The sequence below is a fragment of the Aquabacter sp. genome, assembly GCF_965279295.1.
In the GTDB taxonomy this organism is placed as follows: domain Bacteria; phylum Pseudomonadota; class Alphaproteobacteria; order Rhizobiales; family Xanthobacteraceae; genus Aquabacter.
In genome coordinates, this window is sequence record NZ_CBDIHQ010000015.1 from 315,891 (window position 1) to 332,142 (window position 16,252).

15 protein-coding genes and 1 tRNA gene are annotated in these 16,252 nt (G+C 63.3%); 4 read left to right on the forward strand and 12 right to left on the reverse strand.

The features are described from left to right. Window positions 1-161: 161 nt before the first annotated feature. Complete coding sequence (locus ADADO0_RS12145; protein WP_511305407.1) at window positions 162-1,754, reverse strand: phytoene desaturase family protein; 1,593 nt, start codon at window positions 1,752-1,754, stop codon at window positions 162-164. Between the two features lie 108 nt (window positions 1,755-1,862). Between ADADO0_RS12145 and ADADO0_RS12150 the strand changes: the two genes are divergently transcribed. Next, a complete protein-coding gene (locus ADADO0_RS12150; RefSeq protein ID WP_511305408.1) occupies window positions 1,863-2,915 on the forward strand; it encodes a ketopantoate reductase family protein in 1,053 nt (350 codons plus the stop codon). Window positions 2,916-2,936: 21 nt separating this feature from the next. Here ADADO0_RS12150 and ADADO0_RS12155 read toward each other — a convergent pair whose 3' ends face one another. The 5 genes from ADADO0_RS12155 to ADADO0_RS12175 all read right to left on the reverse strand — a co-directional run bounded on the left by ADADO0_RS12155 (window position 2,937) and on the right by ADADO0_RS12175 (window position 7,929). After that, window positions 2,937-4,088 carry a Gfo/Idh/MocA family protein gene (locus ADADO0_RS12155; protein ID WP_511305409.1) on the reverse strand — a complete coding sequence of 384 codons (1,152 nt, stop codon included), beginning with the start codon at window positions 4,086-4,088 and terminating at the stop codon, window positions 2,937-2,939. Window positions 4,089-4,182: 94 nt separating this feature from the next. Then, a complete protein-coding gene (locus tag ADADO0_RS12160) occupies window positions 4,183-5,067 on the reverse strand; it encodes a polysaccharide deacetylase family protein (RefSeq protein WP_511305410.1) in 885 nt (294 codons plus the stop codon). Window positions 5,068-5,071: 4 nt separating this feature from the next. Next, the gene (locus tag ADADO0_RS12165; protein WP_511305411.1) at window positions 5,072-6,202 is read right to left on the reverse strand and encodes a C45 family autoproteolytic acyltransferase/hydrolase; all 1,131 of its coding nucleotides are present in this window, start codon (window positions 6,200-6,202) and stop codon (window positions 5,072-5,074) included. Between the two features lie 30 nt (window positions 6,203-6,232). After that, a complete protein-coding gene (locus ADADO0_RS12170; protein ID WP_511305412.1) occupies window positions 6,233-7,060 on the reverse strand; it encodes an ABC transporter ATP-binding protein in 828 nt (275 codons plus the stop codon). A 32-nt stretch (window positions 7,061-7,092) separates the two neighbouring features. Continuing rightward, window positions 7,093-7,929 carry an ABC transporter permease gene (locus ADADO0_RS12175; RefSeq protein ID WP_511305413.1) on the reverse strand — a complete coding sequence of 279 codons (837 nt, stop codon included), beginning with the start codon at window positions 7,927-7,929 and terminating at the stop codon, window positions 7,093-7,095. Between the two features lie 207 nt (window positions 7,930-8,136). Between ADADO0_RS12175 and ADADO0_RS12180 the strand changes: the two genes are divergently transcribed. Together ADADO0_RS12180 and ADADO0_RS12185 are read left to right on the forward strand one after the other, a co-directional pair. Continuing rightward, a complete protein-coding gene (locus tag ADADO0_RS12180; RefSeq protein ID WP_511305414.1) occupies window positions 8,137-8,967 on the forward strand; it encodes an IclR family transcriptional regulator in 831 nt (276 codons plus the stop codon). A 224-nt stretch (window positions 8,968-9,191) separates the two neighbouring features. Continuing rightward, on the forward strand, window positions 9,192-10,358 hold the full coding sequence (locus tag ADADO0_RS12185; RefSeq protein ID WP_511305415.1) for an aromatic ring-hydroxylating oxygenase subunit alpha: 1,167 nt from the start codon (window positions 9,192-9,194) through the stop codon (window positions 10,356-10,358). Between the two features lie 176 nt (window positions 10,359-10,534). Here the strand turns inward: ADADO0_RS12185 and ADADO0_RS12190 are convergent. The 6 genes from ADADO0_RS12190 to ADADO0_RS12215 form a co-directional block, all read right to left on the reverse strand. After that, a tRNA-Leu gene (locus ADADO0_RS12190) sits at window positions 10,535-10,621 on the reverse strand. 96 nt (window positions 10,622-10,717) lie between these two features. Next, window positions 10,718-11,293 (reverse strand): pyroglutamyl-peptidase I, encoded by a 576-nt coding sequence (locus ADADO0_RS12195; protein WP_511305416.1) that lies wholly within the window; start codon window positions 11,291-11,293, stop codon window positions 10,718-10,720. A gap of 14 nt (window positions 11,294-11,307) precedes the next feature. Continuing rightward, window positions 11,308-12,300, reverse strand: a complete 993-nt coding sequence (gene meaB / locus ADADO0_RS12200; RefSeq protein ID WP_511305417.1) for a methylmalonyl Co-A mutase-associated GTPase MeaB — start codon at window positions 12,298-12,300, stop codon at window positions 11,308-11,310. A 312-nt stretch (window positions 12,301-12,612) separates the two neighbouring features. Beyond that, entirely contained in the window at window positions 12,613-13,104 is a 492-nt protein-coding gene (gene folK, locus ADADO0_RS12205) for a 2-amino-4-hydroxy-6-hydroxymethyldihydropteridine diphosphokinase (protein ID WP_511305418.1), read from the reverse strand. Window positions 13,105-13,114: 10 nt separating this feature from the next. Next, window positions 13,115-13,957 carry a dihydropteroate synthase gene (gene folP / locus ADADO0_RS12210; RefSeq protein WP_511305419.1) on the reverse strand — a complete coding sequence of 281 codons (843 nt, stop codon included), beginning with the start codon at window positions 13,955-13,957 and terminating at the stop codon, window positions 13,115-13,117. Window positions 13,958-13,964: 7 nt separating this feature from the next. Beyond that, a complete protein-coding gene (locus tag ADADO0_RS12215; RefSeq protein WP_511305421.1) occupies window positions 13,965-14,345 on the reverse strand; it encodes a hypothetical protein in 381 nt (126 codons plus the stop codon). A gap of 145 nt (window positions 14,346-14,490) precedes the next feature. On the opposite strand from ADADO0_RS12215, the gene ADADO0_RS12220 reads away from it, so the two are divergent. Further along, window positions 14,491-16,104 carry a helicase HerA-like domain-containing protein gene (locus tag ADADO0_RS12220; protein ID WP_511305422.1) on the forward strand — a complete coding sequence of 538 codons (1,614 nt, stop codon included), beginning with the start codon at window positions 14,491-14,493 and terminating at the stop codon, window positions 16,102-16,104. Window positions 16,105-16,252 lie beyond the last annotated feature (148 nt).

Here is a 16,252-nt window from a genome sequence, read left to right on the forward strand (position 1 = left end):
AAGCTTGGGCTGACGGCGGCGAAAACGCCGGTCAATGCAAGCGCGGCACCCAATAACCACGAACGTCGGTTGCACGTCATTGTACCCCTCCATCGTGCTGGTCTGGAAAGAAGGTTTCGAGCTGCTTTGCGCAGCTTTCGCTTATCTTACGTAATATGGCCTCAGTGCCTCCACTCGGGAGCCGGCACCTGGGTCCACGTGCGTTCGAGCTTAAGGTCGTCCACCACCGCGTTGGCGGCGATGTAGCCGGGCGCGCCGTTGAGGCCACCGCCGGTGCCGGTTGTCGACGAGCCGCAGAGATAGAGGCCGGCGATGGGCGTGCGTGTGCCGGAGAGTTCCGGGTGCGGCCGGTTGATGCCGAGTTGGCTTGGTACCCAGGCGCCCATTCTGGCTGCGCCCTGCACCATGTTGATGTTCAACCGCTCATAGTCGAGCGGGGTGCACAGGTGGCTGGCGCGGATGTTGTCGCCGTCCAGATTGTCGGCGTGCACGCGCCAGTCTTCAAGCAGCCGCGCGGCATATTCCTCGCCGTGGGCGTCCCAGTTGCCGGGGCTACCGTCCACGGAATAGGGGGCGAACGGCCACCAGAAGGCGACATGCCCCTCGGCCGGGCTGTAGAGCGGATCGACTGCGCTGTTGCAGGCGCCGTTGCCCATAAGGGTCTTGGGGAAGCGGCCGGTCTCGCAGTCATGGAACGAAGACTCGATATCGTCCAGGCTGTCCATGCCGAAGAAGGTATTGAACGCCTTGCCCACATTGGGGTCGTAGGCGGCGCTGCGGTAGGTGGGCGGGCGCTTGAGGGCAAGATGCAGCGTGACCGAGGAATGGTTCCCCCAATACCAATTGTTGAGCTTGTCGCGCACGCTCTGGGAATAATTCTCCTCGCCGGAGATGCGCATTGTGGTGGGCGCGTCGATGCCGGAGGCGACGAAGCGCGTGGCCTCGAGATATTCGCCGGTGTCGAGCCGCACACCGGTGGCCCGGCCATCCTTCACCACGATCTCGCGGACGTCGGCATCGGTGATGACCGTGCTGCCGCCGGCCTCCAGCACACGGGCAAGCGCGCGCGTGAACGAGGCCGAGCCGCCCGAAGGAAGGGTGTAGCCACGCACCGCGGCCATGGTGCCGGGGAACATGGAGCCCGCGCCGGGCGCGTTCTCGATGGTGCCGACATGCATGAGAGCGGCGAACATGGTCCGCACCCGCTCTTCCTCGAAATAGTTCTTGATCACGCCGAACAGGTCGAACTGGGAATGGGAGAGGAACTGCTTGCCCTGAGGCCCTGAAAGGCGGTCGCGCAGCACATCCGGTGCCAGCGGCGCGGTGTAGCGCAGCGAGGTGAGCAGCGGGCGCATCTGCTGGTCGTAAAGGATCGAGAGGTCACGGAACGTGTCGGCATCGCGCTTGGAGAAGCGGGCGATGGCGGCACAGCTCGCTTCCAGGTCCTGCTGGAGCACGATGCATTTGCCGTCCCTGAACATGGTGCCCTGCTGCACCAGAGGCTCGATGAAGGAGAAGCCGTAGCGATAAAGCTCCAGGTCTCGCATGAAGGGCGAGTGGCGGAAGCCCATGTAGAAATTCGAATGAATGTTGAAGCGATAGCCTGGCAGCGTCGGCTCTTCGGTGGTGCAGCCGCCACCGATGCGATCGTTGCGCTCCAGCACCGCGATCTTCAGGCCGGCCTTTGTGAGGTAAGCCGCCATAACCAGGCTGTTGTGCCCCGCACCGATGATGACCCCGTCGTAACGTTGCATGTTAAACGCGCCCCATGGAAGTGACCGCGTTTGTGATATCATATATTTGATATCTTTCAACATGGCTTCGGAAGCCAAGCTAAATTCGCGAGGAAGGGCGGTTGTGAGATGAGAAAAATTGTTGAAAATCAATTTTATAGGCAGAAACCCATTCTGGTGTGGGGCGCCGGGGCAATCGGCTCCACCATCGGTGCGCACCTTGTGAAAGCAGGCCGGAGGGTTGTTTTCGTTGATGTGAACGATGCCCAGGTCGCAGCCATTCGCGAGGGTCGTCTCACCATCGACGGGCCTGTCGTGAACCTGACCATCGGCGCACCGGCGTTCCGGCCTGAGGATGTGGAAGGCAGCTTCGAGATGATCCTCCTGGCGGTCCGGCTGCTCCACACCAATGAAGCAATGGCTGCCCTGCTGCCGCATCTCTCGGCGAACGGCATCGTCGTGTCCTGCCAGAACGGCCTGGGTGCGCGAGACGTGGCGCGTGGCGCTGGCGTTGAGCGCACCGTTGCGGCGTCCTTCTTCCTGCCGGCCGATTTCAATGGGCCTGGGCATGTAACCTACGGCGCGCGGGCGAGCCTGACGCTCGGAACGCTGGACGCGGAGCGCGGGCCGCCGCTCGATGGCGTGCTCGACATATTCAACGATTTTGACCCCGACATCCACGTTTCCGACGATATCTTCGGGGTGGTGTGGACCAAGATGGCCTACGGTGCACTGCTGGGCGCAGCGGCCATGAACGACGGCCTCACGGCGGCGTTCCTGAGCGATCCGCGCCTGCGGCCCATCGCTGTCGGCATCGCGCGGGAGGTGACAGGTGTCGCAGCCGCGAGCGGGCATCCCGCGCAGGACGCGCCATGGTTCCAGCCCAACGCGCTGGGCTCCAGTGATCCGGCGGGCCAGGAGGCTTGCATCGACGCCGTCCTGTCGCGCCTCAAGGGCTCGGCGAAGCAGCACAGCGGATATTGGACCCAAATCGTCCAGGGCCGCGTGCCGGAACTCTCGGTGCAGTTCGAACCCATGCTGACACAGGCGGAGGCACACGGCATCGCCATTCCCGTGACGCGCAGAATGCTGGAACTGCTTGGCGACCTTGAGACGGGTCGCCGGAGCTTGGGAGCGGACACGATGGACATCCTTCTCGAGACCGCCCTGGCGGCTCGCTGAAGGGGCGCCCATCGCCACCGCCTAGAGCGCGAGGGGTGGAAGGTCCACCCACCGCCGCTCGCGGTTGGACTGATAACAGGCATCAACGAGTTGGAGGCCCTTCGCGCCCGCCAGGAGCGGGGAGGGGAAGGGCGCGTCCTCGACCACATGCTTCAGGAACAGCTCCCAGCCGCAACGGTAGCTATTCTTATAGACATCCACGTCGGGCACTTCCTGCCACTGGCTGAACAGGTCCTGATTCAGTCGCACGTCCACGTTCCAGCTCGGCTTCGGGGTCGCCGCTTCGGACTGGATGAAGCAGCGGTGCAGCGTCGCCACTGCAGAGCCCTTGGTCCCGTCCACCTGGAGGGTCAGCATGTCGTCCTTGCGTACCCGCGTGGCCCATGAACTGCTGACCTGGGCGAAGATTCCCCCTTCCAGTTCGAAGGTCGCGGCGACCTCGTCTTCCACGTCCACGTCATAGCGCTTGCCGGCCTCGTCGCGGCGCACCGGGGTGCTGGTGCGGGTCCGGCAAGTAACGGCTGTGAGTGGAGCCACCATGCCGTCGATCATGTAGCGCCAGTGGGGAAACATATCGAGGACGAGGCCGCCGCCTTCCGCCTTCTTGTAGTTCCAAGAGGAGCGTTGGGAGGGAAACAGCTCACCGTCGAAGATCCACCAGCCGAAGTCGAGCTTCACCGAGAGAATGCGGCCTAAGAAGCCCGAATCCCGCACCTTGCGCAGCTTGTGGAAGCCCGGCAGGAACACCTTGTCCTGCACCACGCCATTCTTGAGCCCTGCGGAATGCGCCGCGCGGGCGATGGCGAGCGCATCCTCCAACGTGTCCGCAACCGGCTTCTCAAGATAGATGTGCTTTCCGGCAGCGATTGCCTCCATGGTCCGGCCGAGCCGGCCGGCGGTGGCGGCGACGTCAAAATAGATATCGACGCTCTTGTCCGCCAGCACCGCCGCCATATCGGTGGACCATTCCGCGACGCCGTGGGCGGCGGCGAGCTTTTCGAGCTTCTCGGCGTTGCGGCCGATGAGGATCGGCTCGGGCACCAGCCGGTCGCCGTTGGAGAGCGCAATGCCGCCCTCCTTGCGGATCGCGACGATTGAATTGACGAGGTGCTGGTTTTGTCCCAGCCGTCCCGTCACGCCGTTCATTGCAATTCGGATCTGGCGTTGAGCCATGATGTTTCCTTAATCCCTCAGGAGCACGCGCCAACCAGCTTGCAGGGCAAGCTGATTGGGTCGCGGGTTCTCTAACTTGAAATTTGGTGCCGGGTCAGAGCTTGGCTTCGGCCGCCACATAGGCTTCCGCCACCTCAGTGCCGGTTGCAAACCACACGCCCGGAAGCTTGCGTACCTCGGCGATGAATTTGCGCAGCATGGCGATACGCGAGGGTCGCCCGGTGATTTGCGGATGCATCACCACGTCCACCAGTCCGCCCCAGCGGTAGATCTCGTAGAATTCCTCGAGCCAGACTTCGAGAATATGGCTGTTGGTCTGCATGGGACGCGGATTGCGCACCGAGAACAGTGCCTGCACCGCATCGTCGATGGACCAGTGCCAGGGAATTTCCACCACGCCCGGCTTGCCGTCCGCGAGTTCGTGGCGATAGGGCACGATGCCGTCCATGAGGGTGGAATCGTAGAGGAAGCCCTTTTCCGTCAGCAGCCGGATCATGTTGGTGCTGGATTCGCCGGCGGGCGAGCGGAAGCCCTTGGGCTTGATGCCGGCGACCCGCATCATGGCGTCGAGGCCCTTGTCCATGGCCTCCTCTTCCAGAGCCGGGAAGTCGGGATCAACCCATTCGTGGAGATAGCCGTGATGGCCAAGCTCGTGACCCTCGGCGAGGATACGTTCGATCGCCTGGGGGTAGCGTTCGATGGTCCAGCCGGGGGTGAAGAAGGTGGCGGGGGTTTCCTCCTCCTTCATCAGGTCCAGCACCTTGTGGACGCCGACACGCCCGCCATAGATGCCCTGGCTGAGGATGCCGGGTTTGCGGGCATTGTCCGGATCACGGGAGAACCAGAGCGTCTCCGCGTCGAAGTCGAAGGTCAGCATAACCGCGCAGCGTGCGCCGTTCGGCCAGGGGAACGGCTCGTCCATGCGCGAGAACGGACGCTCGACGATGGGGCTCGGCGGGACCGGGATGTTCGGGTTCATGGGTTCACTCCTCCCCGTCGATGGTAAATGGCACGTACGGATAGGTGCAGGGCGGTCCGTTGGCGACGTGCATGGTGCGGGTGTTCAAGTCGATCAGCACCGCTCCCGTGGTCATGGTGCGCTTCGCTGTGGGTTGGGTGTCGTCGGGATGGCGGCAGATGGCGTTCGGATGTCCAAAGTGGTCTTGCGCCGCGCTCTTCATATCCTCCACCGTGATCGCATTGCCGGTACGTGAGAGCAGGCGGCGCATGCGGGAGGAGCGATAAAGCGTGTTGGGGGCGATCTTCTCCATCTGCGATTCGCCATGCCCGCCGCCCACGAAATGGTTCGAGTGGGTGACGATGCCGCTCTCGGGATGGATGTAGGTGGCGTGGTTTGGGCTGGTCTCGATGTCGATGATCTCGCCATCGGGATGGCCGATCATGAAATTGGCCGAGCAGGTGCGCTTGGTGTCGAGGATGGGCCGCATGGCATCATCAAAGCGCGATGCGTCCATCACCTCCCGGCAGCGCATGTGGAACGGCTTCTCGTAGGGGTTCACGCCGTCGTTGGAGGAGGCCAGGCCATTCTCGACAAGGCCGATGCCTTCTTCGTTCACGCCCATCTTGCCGCCGACGATGCCGGCTTCAGTGAAGCAAACAAAGCTCGGCCGATCCTTACGGCGCACCCGCAGCACGAGGTTGCGATTATGCACCCCTTCCAGCCAGTCCCAGTTCTGGCCAAGCCAGGTGTGGCCGTCCGCCGTCACATCAGGCAGGAGGCCGAATGTGGTGCAGCCGTCGGGACCCACCGTCAGCAACTCCTTGCGCAACGCCTCGTTGCGGGCGGCGTCGCGGCCGAACAGGGTGAAGGCCAGTTCGTAGCGCGCGTTGAGTACCGCGATGGCGGCATCGCCGTGACCTGAGCCCTCGGCGATGCCCCGCATCTCCTCGGCATATTCGGTGTTCTGCCGCTTGATCGAGGCGAACCAGCGGTTCCCCTCAAGGAAGGCGGTGTCGCGGTCGAGGCCGGAGGCCTCGAAGCGGCGCAGGTAGGTTTCGAGATTGGCGGCGATATCGTGCGCGAACCGCGTGCCGTGGAGACGTCCGCGTTCGCGCGGATCATCGCCCACCGTCAGGGAGGGAACGGCCTTCATAGAGACCCCCTTATGCATGTGTCGGGAAAGTCAGGACATGACCTCGTAGAGCTCGCGATTGAGCTCCAGGACCAGCTTGGAAAACCCTTCCGTCAGCCGGGTTTCCGGCGTCCGGGGACGGGGCAGATCGATATCGATGATGCGGTGGATGCGGCCCGGACGCGGGCTCATCAACACCACCCGGTCGGACAGCAGAACCGCCTCGCCCAGGCTATGGGTCACGAACAGCACCGTCTTGCGATACTGCTGCCACACCCGCATCAGCTCGAACGCCATGCGGTCGCGGGTGATCTCGTCCAGGGCGGCGAAGGGCTCATCCATGAGCAGTACGGCCGGGTCCAGCGCCAGCGCTCGCGCCAGGGCGGCACGCTGCTGCATGCCGCCGGAAAGCTGGTGGGGAAACTTCTCACCAAAGCCGGTGAGGCCAACCACGTCGATCAGCTGGTCCACGGAGTCGCCGGCGCTGGAGACCTTGCCGCCTTTGCCGGAAACCAGTGACTTGAGCAGTCCAATGTTCCGCCGGATATCCAGCCAGGGCATCAGATTGGCCTGCTGGAACACCAGCCCCAGCTTGCCCGCCTTGCGCATCTCGCTCGGTGAAGCGCCGCCGATGGTGACCTGCCCACCGGTCGGTCGCATGAGATCGGACACCACCTTGAGAAGCGTGCTCTTGCCGCAGCCCGAGGGGCCGATCAGCGAGACGAATTCGCCATCCTTCACCTCAAGGTTGATGCCTTTCAGCGCGGTGACGGGCGCGGCACCGCCGGCGCCGTAGACCACGGTAACATTGGAGATGCCGATGGCCGCTCCAACGTCCGCCCGCGATGTCGCTGCATGTCCTGCCTCAGCCAAGGTCATGGTCTGCTCCTGTAGTGCGGGGCCGGGAACGGCTAATCATGGGTGGTGTGGTCGCTTGAGGCGCGACGCTTCCATGACAGACGGGATTCGATGAACGTCATCAGCCAGAAGAAGCTTGTTCCGATGGCCGCCAGCGCAAAGATCGCGGCGAAAGAGCGTGCGGTATTAAAGTTGAAGCTGCCCGACAGAACGAGATAGCCGAGGCCGTTCGAGGCCGCGAGATACTCGGCGACGATGGCGCCCAGCACCGCGAGGGTGGTGGCGATGCGCAAGCCCGCGAAGATATACGGCAGGGCATAGGGCAGGCGGAGCTGGAAGAAGATCTGCCGCTCGTTCGCCGCCACGGAGCTGAAGACCTCCCGCAGCCCCCTGTCGACCTCCTTGAACCCGGTCATGGTGTTGATGACGATCGGGAAGAAGGCGATGGCCGTGACCACTAGAAGCTTGGAATGGAAGCCGGCCCCCACCCAAACCAGAATCAGCGGGGCGATGGCGATCTTCGGCACGCTTTGAAGCGCTACGAAGATCGGCATCACGCACTTCTCCACCAGGGGGAAGCGGATCATCACCGACGACACCAGCAGCGCGAAGACCACAGCGCAGACATAACCTGAGACCATGGAGGTGATTGTTGCCACGCTGTGCATCCACAGCAGGTTCCACTCCTTGATCATCAGCATGACGATCTGCGTCGGCGCAGGCAGCAGAAAGGCCGGCACCTTGAAGAAATGGACTGCAAATTCCCAGAAGCCCAGCAGGCACGCCGTGAGAATCCACGGCCCGAACCGCTCAATGACGCCGCGCACGGAAATGCCGCGCGGAGGGGCGCCGGGGGCGGGAAGGGTGTCTGTGTTTTGAAGATCCGTCATCGCGCCGGCCCCATGTGATCATGCAATCGCATTGCGTTGACAGTCGAGCAAAAGCCCGCGCCGACGCTGGCGAAAGAAGGACGAAGATCAAAAACTGCGGGGGCCATCCCGCACGTTGCAAGACCGCTTGCCATGTGAGTCCCCATCTGATATTTGCGTATTGATATACAATACGATCGTTTTTATTATTGTAGAAAGGAACGCCCCTTGAGCGGGTTTGTCAACTCCTCAGACGCCGTAAAGGGGCTCTCCGCGGATGAGGCTTCGGCGATCGACCCACGCCAGTTCGTCAACTCGCTAGGCAAGGGCATCGCGGTGCTGGAAGCGTTCTCCGCCCACCCCGGCCCCATGAGCCTCCAGGAGATCGCAGGCTTTGCCAAGCTCGATAAAAGCACGGTGCAGCGTATGGCCTATACGCTGTTGCAGCTGGGGTATCTCAGGAAAGGGTTGGACGGGCGCGGCTTCTGCCTGGGGCCTAAGGTGCTGGACCGCTCGTTCGACTTCCTACGCTCCTGGCCGCTGATCGAGCGGGCGACGCCGGTGCTAAACGAGCTTCAGCAGACCTCCCACGAGCGGGTGGACCTTTCGATCTTCGATGACCTCACGATCTGCTATGCGATCCGCCGCCAGAGCAAGCGGCAGACCTTCTACGCCACGCTGATCGGCCGGCGCATTCCCACATATTGCTCATCCGGCGGGCGCGCCATCATGGCGCGGCTTTCGGATGGCGAGGTGGACAGCATCCTCGCCCGCTCGAACCTCATTCCTATCACGCCGAAGACCATCACCGACCCCGTGGAGATTCGCAGGCAGGTGAACCGCGCCCGCAAGGAGGGCGCATCGCTGGTCTATGACGAGAGCCTGATCGGCGAAGTGGCGGTGGCCTGCGCTGTTCTCGACCACCGTGCCCGGCCGGTGGCGGCTGTGCATGTGGCGGGGAGTCTCTCGGAATGGAGCCCGGAAAGCTTCGCCAAGCGGTTTTCCCCCCTTGTGGCTGAAGCGGCCAGCGCCCTCAGCGGCGCCATCGCGCCATTCTAGGACGGAGTGCTTATTTACAGGCGCCGGAAAAACGAACTGCCCACCAAACTGCGGCAGTGGGGCGAGGGCTTGCCGGGTAGCCATCCGTGACGCAGGCGTGCAGTATCGCTTTGGCATGCTCGGTCATTGGGAGATCGGGCGTTCCATTCGGCGGAGCCCTCTCAGACGTGAGACGGCTGATGAGGTAGAGGGCGGATCAACCGATCCGATTGGTGATCGCGCCTATGCCAACCGAAGCCATCAACGATCCCGCCAGCGACGAAAAAAATCGCCCCCTTTGGATTCGCGCTGCCGTCAGCGCGGAAGGCTTCAAACGCGAGCAGGAGGCGTTCTCAAAGATCTGGTCATTTGTAGGGGTTTCATCAGATATACCCCTTGATGGCGACTGGTTTACTACAACAGTTGGTGGGCGATCAGTTTTCGTGCAGCGCTTTGGCAGCGAGTTACGTTGCTTCGTCAATCAATGTGCCCATCGTTTTTATCCGCTGAGGACAGGGGAGCGCGGAAATGGACCGATCGTCTGTGGTTTTCATCATTGGCGCTACAATAAGGACGGGCAAGCAATAGGCATACCTATGTGCCCGGCCTTGTATGACGGGGCGATCCCCCGGGATCTCGGACACGCCATAACCCGCCTTGATCTCGATTGCTGTGGTGACCTGATTTTCGTTCGCATGCCATCCGACACGGCGACGGAGACGCTTTCCGAGTTTTTGGCCGAGGGCTACCCGATACTCAAAGAAATGAGCAGGCAAAAGCAGCCGGCTACCCGATTTAAGTTGAAAATAGCGGCCAATTGGAAATTCTCACATCATATTAGTCTCGATGATTATCACGTCGTGGCCGTTCATCCGACCACGTTTGGCAAGAATGGCTATATAAAACCGGAGCGTGTGAAATATTATCGCTTCGGGCGCCACAGTTCTTTTATTGCAACAGAGCGTGATGACTGTTGGGAGGAAATGCAAAGGCTATGCGTCAGCCATACTTACAAGCCGCATCAGTATGTAATATTAAATATATTCCCGAATACGGTGATTTCTCTGGCAAACGCCACGAACCTTTTTGGGGCCGGCAATTGGTACGTCACGATCACGCGCTACGTTGCCGTGAGTGAGACGAAGTCAGAGGCCCATGTCTGGATGTTCAAGGCGCCATTTGAAACAGATGAGACTCGTATCAGTCGTTTTTCCAGATTTACCACTGATAAACTGCTTCTACCCATAGCAGTATACTATGCACGAAAAATAATGAATGAGGACAACGTTATTTGTGAAGGGCAGCAACGCTTGGCACACCAAGTCTCCGCGGAACAGAATCTAAGCGCGTATGAACAGCGTATCGGGTGGTTCGAGGAAGCGTATCGAGCGGCACTCGAAGCTGACAGCTAACTTTTCTTTTCCTTCGGGGCCAGGATGAGGATTGCAACCGCAGTCAAAGGCCAGGTTACTTCAGAGCCAAGGGCTGGTGCCGACCGTCGATGGCGAAAGGGGTGTTGAACGCGGCCTGCGATCCTGGCTTACGCGATGGCGGCGAGATCTGGAAATATCAGTGTTCTCTGATTTGATGGTGCGGGCGGTCGGAATCGAACCGACACTCTGTCTCCAGAACCGGATTTTGAGTCCGGCGCGTCTACCAGTTCCACCACGCCCGCGCGGGCCTTCCTATAGCGGGGGTAGTCCCTGTCGCCAAACGGAAAATGGCGGTCACGGGTCCCAGCGCCGGGTGGGTCACTGAAAACCGAAGCCGTCTAAGGCTTTGCCAGCGCCAGCAGCAGTTGCGAGAGGGCGAACACAACACGGCTTGGCTCGGTGCGCGCTGAAGGGCCGCGTCCGGGCAGATGCACAAAGACCGCCCGCGCCGATCCATCGAGTCGGGCGAGGGCGGTGTAATAGGCACCGTTGCAGAGATAGCGTCCGGCATCTCGTGAACGGCCCGCCGCCAGCCCCTGGCCGCGCAGCGCGTGCACCAAGGACATGGGACTGGCGCGAATCGCGAGGGTGTCCGGCCCGTTCGGGGCCAGCTTGTGAGCCGCGCGAGCCTTGGCGGCATCGACGCCGCGTGCGCCGTTGACCGCGCGGGTCTCGATATCGATGCGCTGCCGCCGTGCGGCGACGCCCAGGAGCAGCACGACATCGGGGGCAAATTTGGCGATGCGCGCATCAAGGTCCGTCAGCGCATCCCACCGCGTCGGCAGCAGCATGAGTTCGCGCTCCAAGCCATCGAGCGCCGGCCGGCGTAAGCTGGCGAGGCTGCGGGCGGCGACGCCGGCCGGATTGCGCGGCACGCCGGGAAAGGGGCCGAAGCCGGTGATGAGGACTCTCAAGGGACGTCCTGTGCTCATAGCCCCAACATGGCGGCGATCTCGTTGGCCGCAAGTGTGGGTGCCAGGGTTCCGTCGGCGACCTGGCGCTCTAGCTCAGGCAGGCGAGCCTTAATGGTCGGGTCCGTGCGCACCCGCTCCGCGACCCGCTCCTGGAGCAATGTCCACATCCAGCGCACCTGCTGGGCGCGGCGGGTTGCGGCGAAGGCGCCCGCTGCCTCGCAACGGGTACGGTGGTTTTCGATTTCGGCCCAGAGCTTGGCGATGCCCTCTCCCAGCAGGCCGGAATAGAGCAGCACCGGCGGCGACCAATGGGTGTCGCGTGAGCCCAGCAGATGCAGCGCCGCGCGGTACTCGCCAGCGGCGATCCGGGCTCGGCCCAAATTGTCGCCGTCCGCCTTGTTCACGGCAACGATATCGGCCAGTTCCAGCACGCCCTTCTTGATGCCCTGAAGCTCGTCTCCCGCGCCGGGCAGCATCAGCACCAGGAAGGTGTCGGTGAGATCGGCGACGGCGGTCTCCGATTGGCCGACGCCCACCGTCTCCACCAACACGATATCGAAGCCGGCGGCTTCGCACAGCAGCATGGTCTCGCGGGTTTTGGCGGCGATACCGCCCAGCGTGCCGCTGGAGGGAGAGGGGCGGACGAATGCGTTGCGATCGACCGAAAGGCGCTGCATGCGTGTCTTGTCGCCTAGGATCGAGCCGCCGGTGCGGGTGGAGGAGGGGTCCACCGCGAGCACGGCCACCTTGTGGCCCTTCTTTGTAAGGAAAGTTCCGAGCGCATCGATGGTGGTGGACTTTCCCACCCCGGGCACGCCGGTGATGCCGACCCGGTACGCGCCCCCCGTGCGCGGCAGCAGGCCCTGGAGCAGGGCTTCGGCCCGGCGCCGATGGTCCGGCCGGCGGGATTCTATGAGCGTGATGGCGCGCGCCAGCGCCGCCCGCTCACCGCGCGCAACCCGCTCGGCCAGCACGGCGTCGTCCTCGGCTATGGCCGGCTGCGTCATGCCCCCTCCTGCGCGCATTCCGACTCGACGCGTGCCCTCAGGATGGCGCGATACGGCCCATCGCTCAATGTGGGGAGCGAGCGGAACCGGGATCGCACGGCGCGCGTTTCTCGATCGAAATTCAATCTCCAGTTTCTGGAGACATGCAGATCCAGGAGCCAGTACGCAATTGCAAAGGACGAGGTGGCCAAACAGGTCCGTCTCAGGTCCGGCATCGTGAAGCGCATGTAGGTGCAAAGGGCCGGCTCGGCTCTTTCCCTGCGTGCAAGAGAAAGGCGCTCCGTACAAACGGGGCGCCTTTTTATTTTAAGCTCAGGTTTCGAGTTTCACGATCCCCGTGCTGTCCAGCAGCGCGAGTGCTGACGCTGCGCTGACACCGGAAACCTTGATGTCAGGCGCGATCTCGACCAGCGGCACCAGGGCGAAAGCACGCTCCAGCAGGCGGGGATGAGGGAGCACCAGATCGCTCTCCGCGACGGTCTCGTTTCCGAACAGCAGGATGTCGATGTCGATGCTGCGCGGGCCGTAACGTTCCTCGCGCGTGCGATCCCGTCCCAGCATGCGCTCCACAAGAAGGGCGATATCCAGGAGGCCGTGCGCCGTGGTGGGGGTCGTCACTTCCACCACCTGGTTGAGGTAATCCGGCTGCGGAACCGGCCCCCACGGCGGCGTGCGATACAGCGAGGACCGGCGGCCGATCGTGAGGCCGCCTCGCGCCAGCATGCCGAGCGCGAGGCGCAGCGTCTCGCGCGGTTCCCCAAGGTTCCCGCCGAGGCAGAGATAAGCGCGGGTTGCGCGGCTCATGGTCGGCCGTTCATAAGGCGCCGCGGATCGCTTCCGCCACCCGCGCGGCTTGAACATGGGCGGCGACATCGTGGACCCGCACGATCTCGACACCGGCCATGATGCCGATGACGTGCGCCGCGATGCTGCCAGGCAGGCGTTCGGTGGGCGCGCTCTCGATCACCTTGCCGATCACCGACTTGCGAGAGGCGCCGAGCAGCAGCGGCAGGCCGAGAACCCTCAGCTCATCCAGCCGGCGAAGGGCCGCGAGATTTTGCGCGAAGGTCTTACCGAAGCCGATGCCGGGGTCGAGCACGATGCGCCCGCGCGGCACACCCGCCGCGTCCGCGCGCTCCAACGCCCGCTCGAAGAAGCCGATCATATCAGCGACAATATCCAGGCTACCGTCAATGGTTTCGCGATTGTGCATCACCACCGCCGCGGCGCCCGTGTCTGCTACCACGCGGGCCATATCCGGATCGCGCGAGAAGCCCCAGACGTCGTTGACGATCACCGCGCCCGCCACCACGGCGCGATGCGCGACCTTTGCCTTCCAGGTGTCGATGGAGATGGGCGGCATGGCTTCCTGCACCAGCGCGTCCAGCACCGGGCCGACGCGCGCCCATTCCTCCTCTGCCGGAACGGCCGTATGGCCAGGCCGGGTTGATTCGCCGCCCACATCGAGAATGTCCGCGCCCTCTGCTGCCATGCGGCGCGCACTCGCAAGGGCCGTGGGCACAGCGGCGTTGAGGCCGCCGTCCGAGAAAGAATCAGGCGTCACATTGATAATGCCCATGATGAGCGTGCGCGGCCCCAGTGCGATCTTTCGGCCGCAGGCTTCGATCATCCGCGCCGGGGCGGCACCGGTCGTCATGGTCGCCTCAGGCCACCTGTCGCAGGCCGGGAATGGCGGTGACGATGCGGTTCACCACATCCTCACCGGCCTTGTCGCGGGCGAAGCACACCACTTCGTGCGTCGCCTGCTGCACCTGAGACATGGTGAGGCCGCTCTCCATCATGCGATTTGCCGCCTCCATCAGCCGGGCCATGCCGCCGAAATGGCGCGTGGAGGCGGGGAGGGCGGTTTCGGCAGGCAAATGGGCGATAACCTCCTCGAGCCCGGAGATGCCGGCCGCCAGTTCATTCATCGTGCCGGCGGGCGCTTCGCTGGCGAGAAAGGCGATCACCACCTCAACGGAACGGCGTGCCGCAGCTTCGCTGATGCCGACCTTGTCCCTCAGTCGCGCGATCAACTCGTCCATGCGCACCTCCGCTGGCTGGGCCGGGATATTGACCGTCACCTGCCCCGGAGGCAAGGGCAGGCGATTGCATCGGCGCGTGCAAGGCCTTGTGTCCGGGGGCGGGCATGGGCGAAATAGGCGAATGATCGGAACAGGGAGGGCGCGTATGGCCACGCAGGATTCCGAGGGAAAAATCCTTCTCGGGCGCAGCTTTTCCGCTCCGCCGGCCAAGGCCGCGAAAGGCGCGTCAACCAAACCCGCCTTCAAGGACGAATATCTTTCCCTGCGCCTCGCCAATCGCCACGGCCTCGTCACCGGTGCCACCGGCACCGGCAAGACCGTGACGCTCCAGGTGATGGCTGAAGGCTTTTCCCGCGCCGGGGTTCCGGTGTTTGCCGCCGACATCAAGGGCGACCTCTCCGGGATCGCAGCCAAGGGCGAGCCAAAGCCCTTCCTGCTGGAGCGTGCCAAGGAATTGGGAATGGACTACGTGCCCGACCGATTCCCGGTCGCGTTCTGGGACCTGTTCGGCGACCAGGGGCATCCGGTGCGGGCTACGGTGTCGGAGATGGGACCGCTGCTGCTGGCGCGTCTGATGGGGCTGAACGAGACGCAGGAGGGCGTGATCAATATCGCCTTCCGTGTTGCGGACGAGAAAGGCCTGCTGCTGCTGGATCTCAAGGATCTGCGCGCCATGATGGGCTGGGTTGCGGAGAATGCCGCGACCTTGACCACCGAATACGGCAATGTCTCCGCCGTCACGGTGGGCGCGATCCAGCGCCAGCTTCTGGTCTTGGAGAACCAGGGCGCGACCGCCTTTTTTGGCGAGCCCGCGTTGAACATCAAGGACCTGATGCAGGTCGACCGCAGCGGCTACGGCACCATTAACATTCTTGCCGCCGACAAGCTTATGGGCGCGCCCCGGCTTTATGCCTGTTTCCTGCTCTGGTTGCTCTCCGAACTGTTCGAGGAACTGCCCGAGGTGGGCGATGTGGAGAAGCCCAAGCTGGTGTTCTTCTTCGACGAGGCGCACCTGCTGTTCGATGATGCCCCCAAGGTCTTGATCGACAAGGTTGAGCAGGTGGTGCGCCTGATCCGCTCGAAGGGCGTGGGGATCTATTTCGTCACCCAGAACCCGCTGGATGTGCCGGACAAGGTGCTGGCGCAGCTCGGCAACCGAGTACAGCACGCGCTGCGCGCCTTCACACCCCGCGACCAGAAGGCAGTGAAGGCGGCGGCCGAAACCTTCCGCCCCAACCCCGACTTGGATACGGCGGGGGTCATTACCGAACTCGGCAAAGGCGAGGCGCTGGTTTCCATGCTGGAGGGCAACGGTACGCCGTCCATGGTCGAGCGCACGCTGATCGCTCCACCGTGCGCCCGTGTCGGGCCGATCTCGCCGGAGGAGCGCAAGGGGATCCTTTCGGCGAGCGTTTTGGGTCGTGTGTACGACAAGCTGGTGGACCGGGAATCGGCTTTCGAGATTTTGCGCGGGCGTGCCGATCGTGTGCCGCCGGAAACACCTCCCGCCGGCCCGTGGGCCAAGCCGGCTCCGGCGCCTACGGGGCCACGCACGACCTCGGTTCCCCATACCGGGGACACTGGGCGCTCGCCTCCGGCCCCGCCGCGTGAGCGGGCGGCACCCCAGCCGCGCGCCTCCACCCGCATGTCCACTACCGAGGTCGTGGTGCGGCAGGTGGCCCGTTCCGTCGCGTCGCAGGTGACGACGCAGATCACGCGGGCGATTCTGCGCGGTATTCTCGGGGGCATAAAGAAGTAGGCGCTTCCCAGAAGGGAATGCCGGACCCTGGTAACGGTTGCTTCGCGGGGACTATGACGTTAATCTTTAGTCGCGAGTCGAACGTGATTTCGGGGGGTTGCGTTCGGTCGGAGTCGCTCAATCAGCGGCCCGGCCGATTAAATGGCCG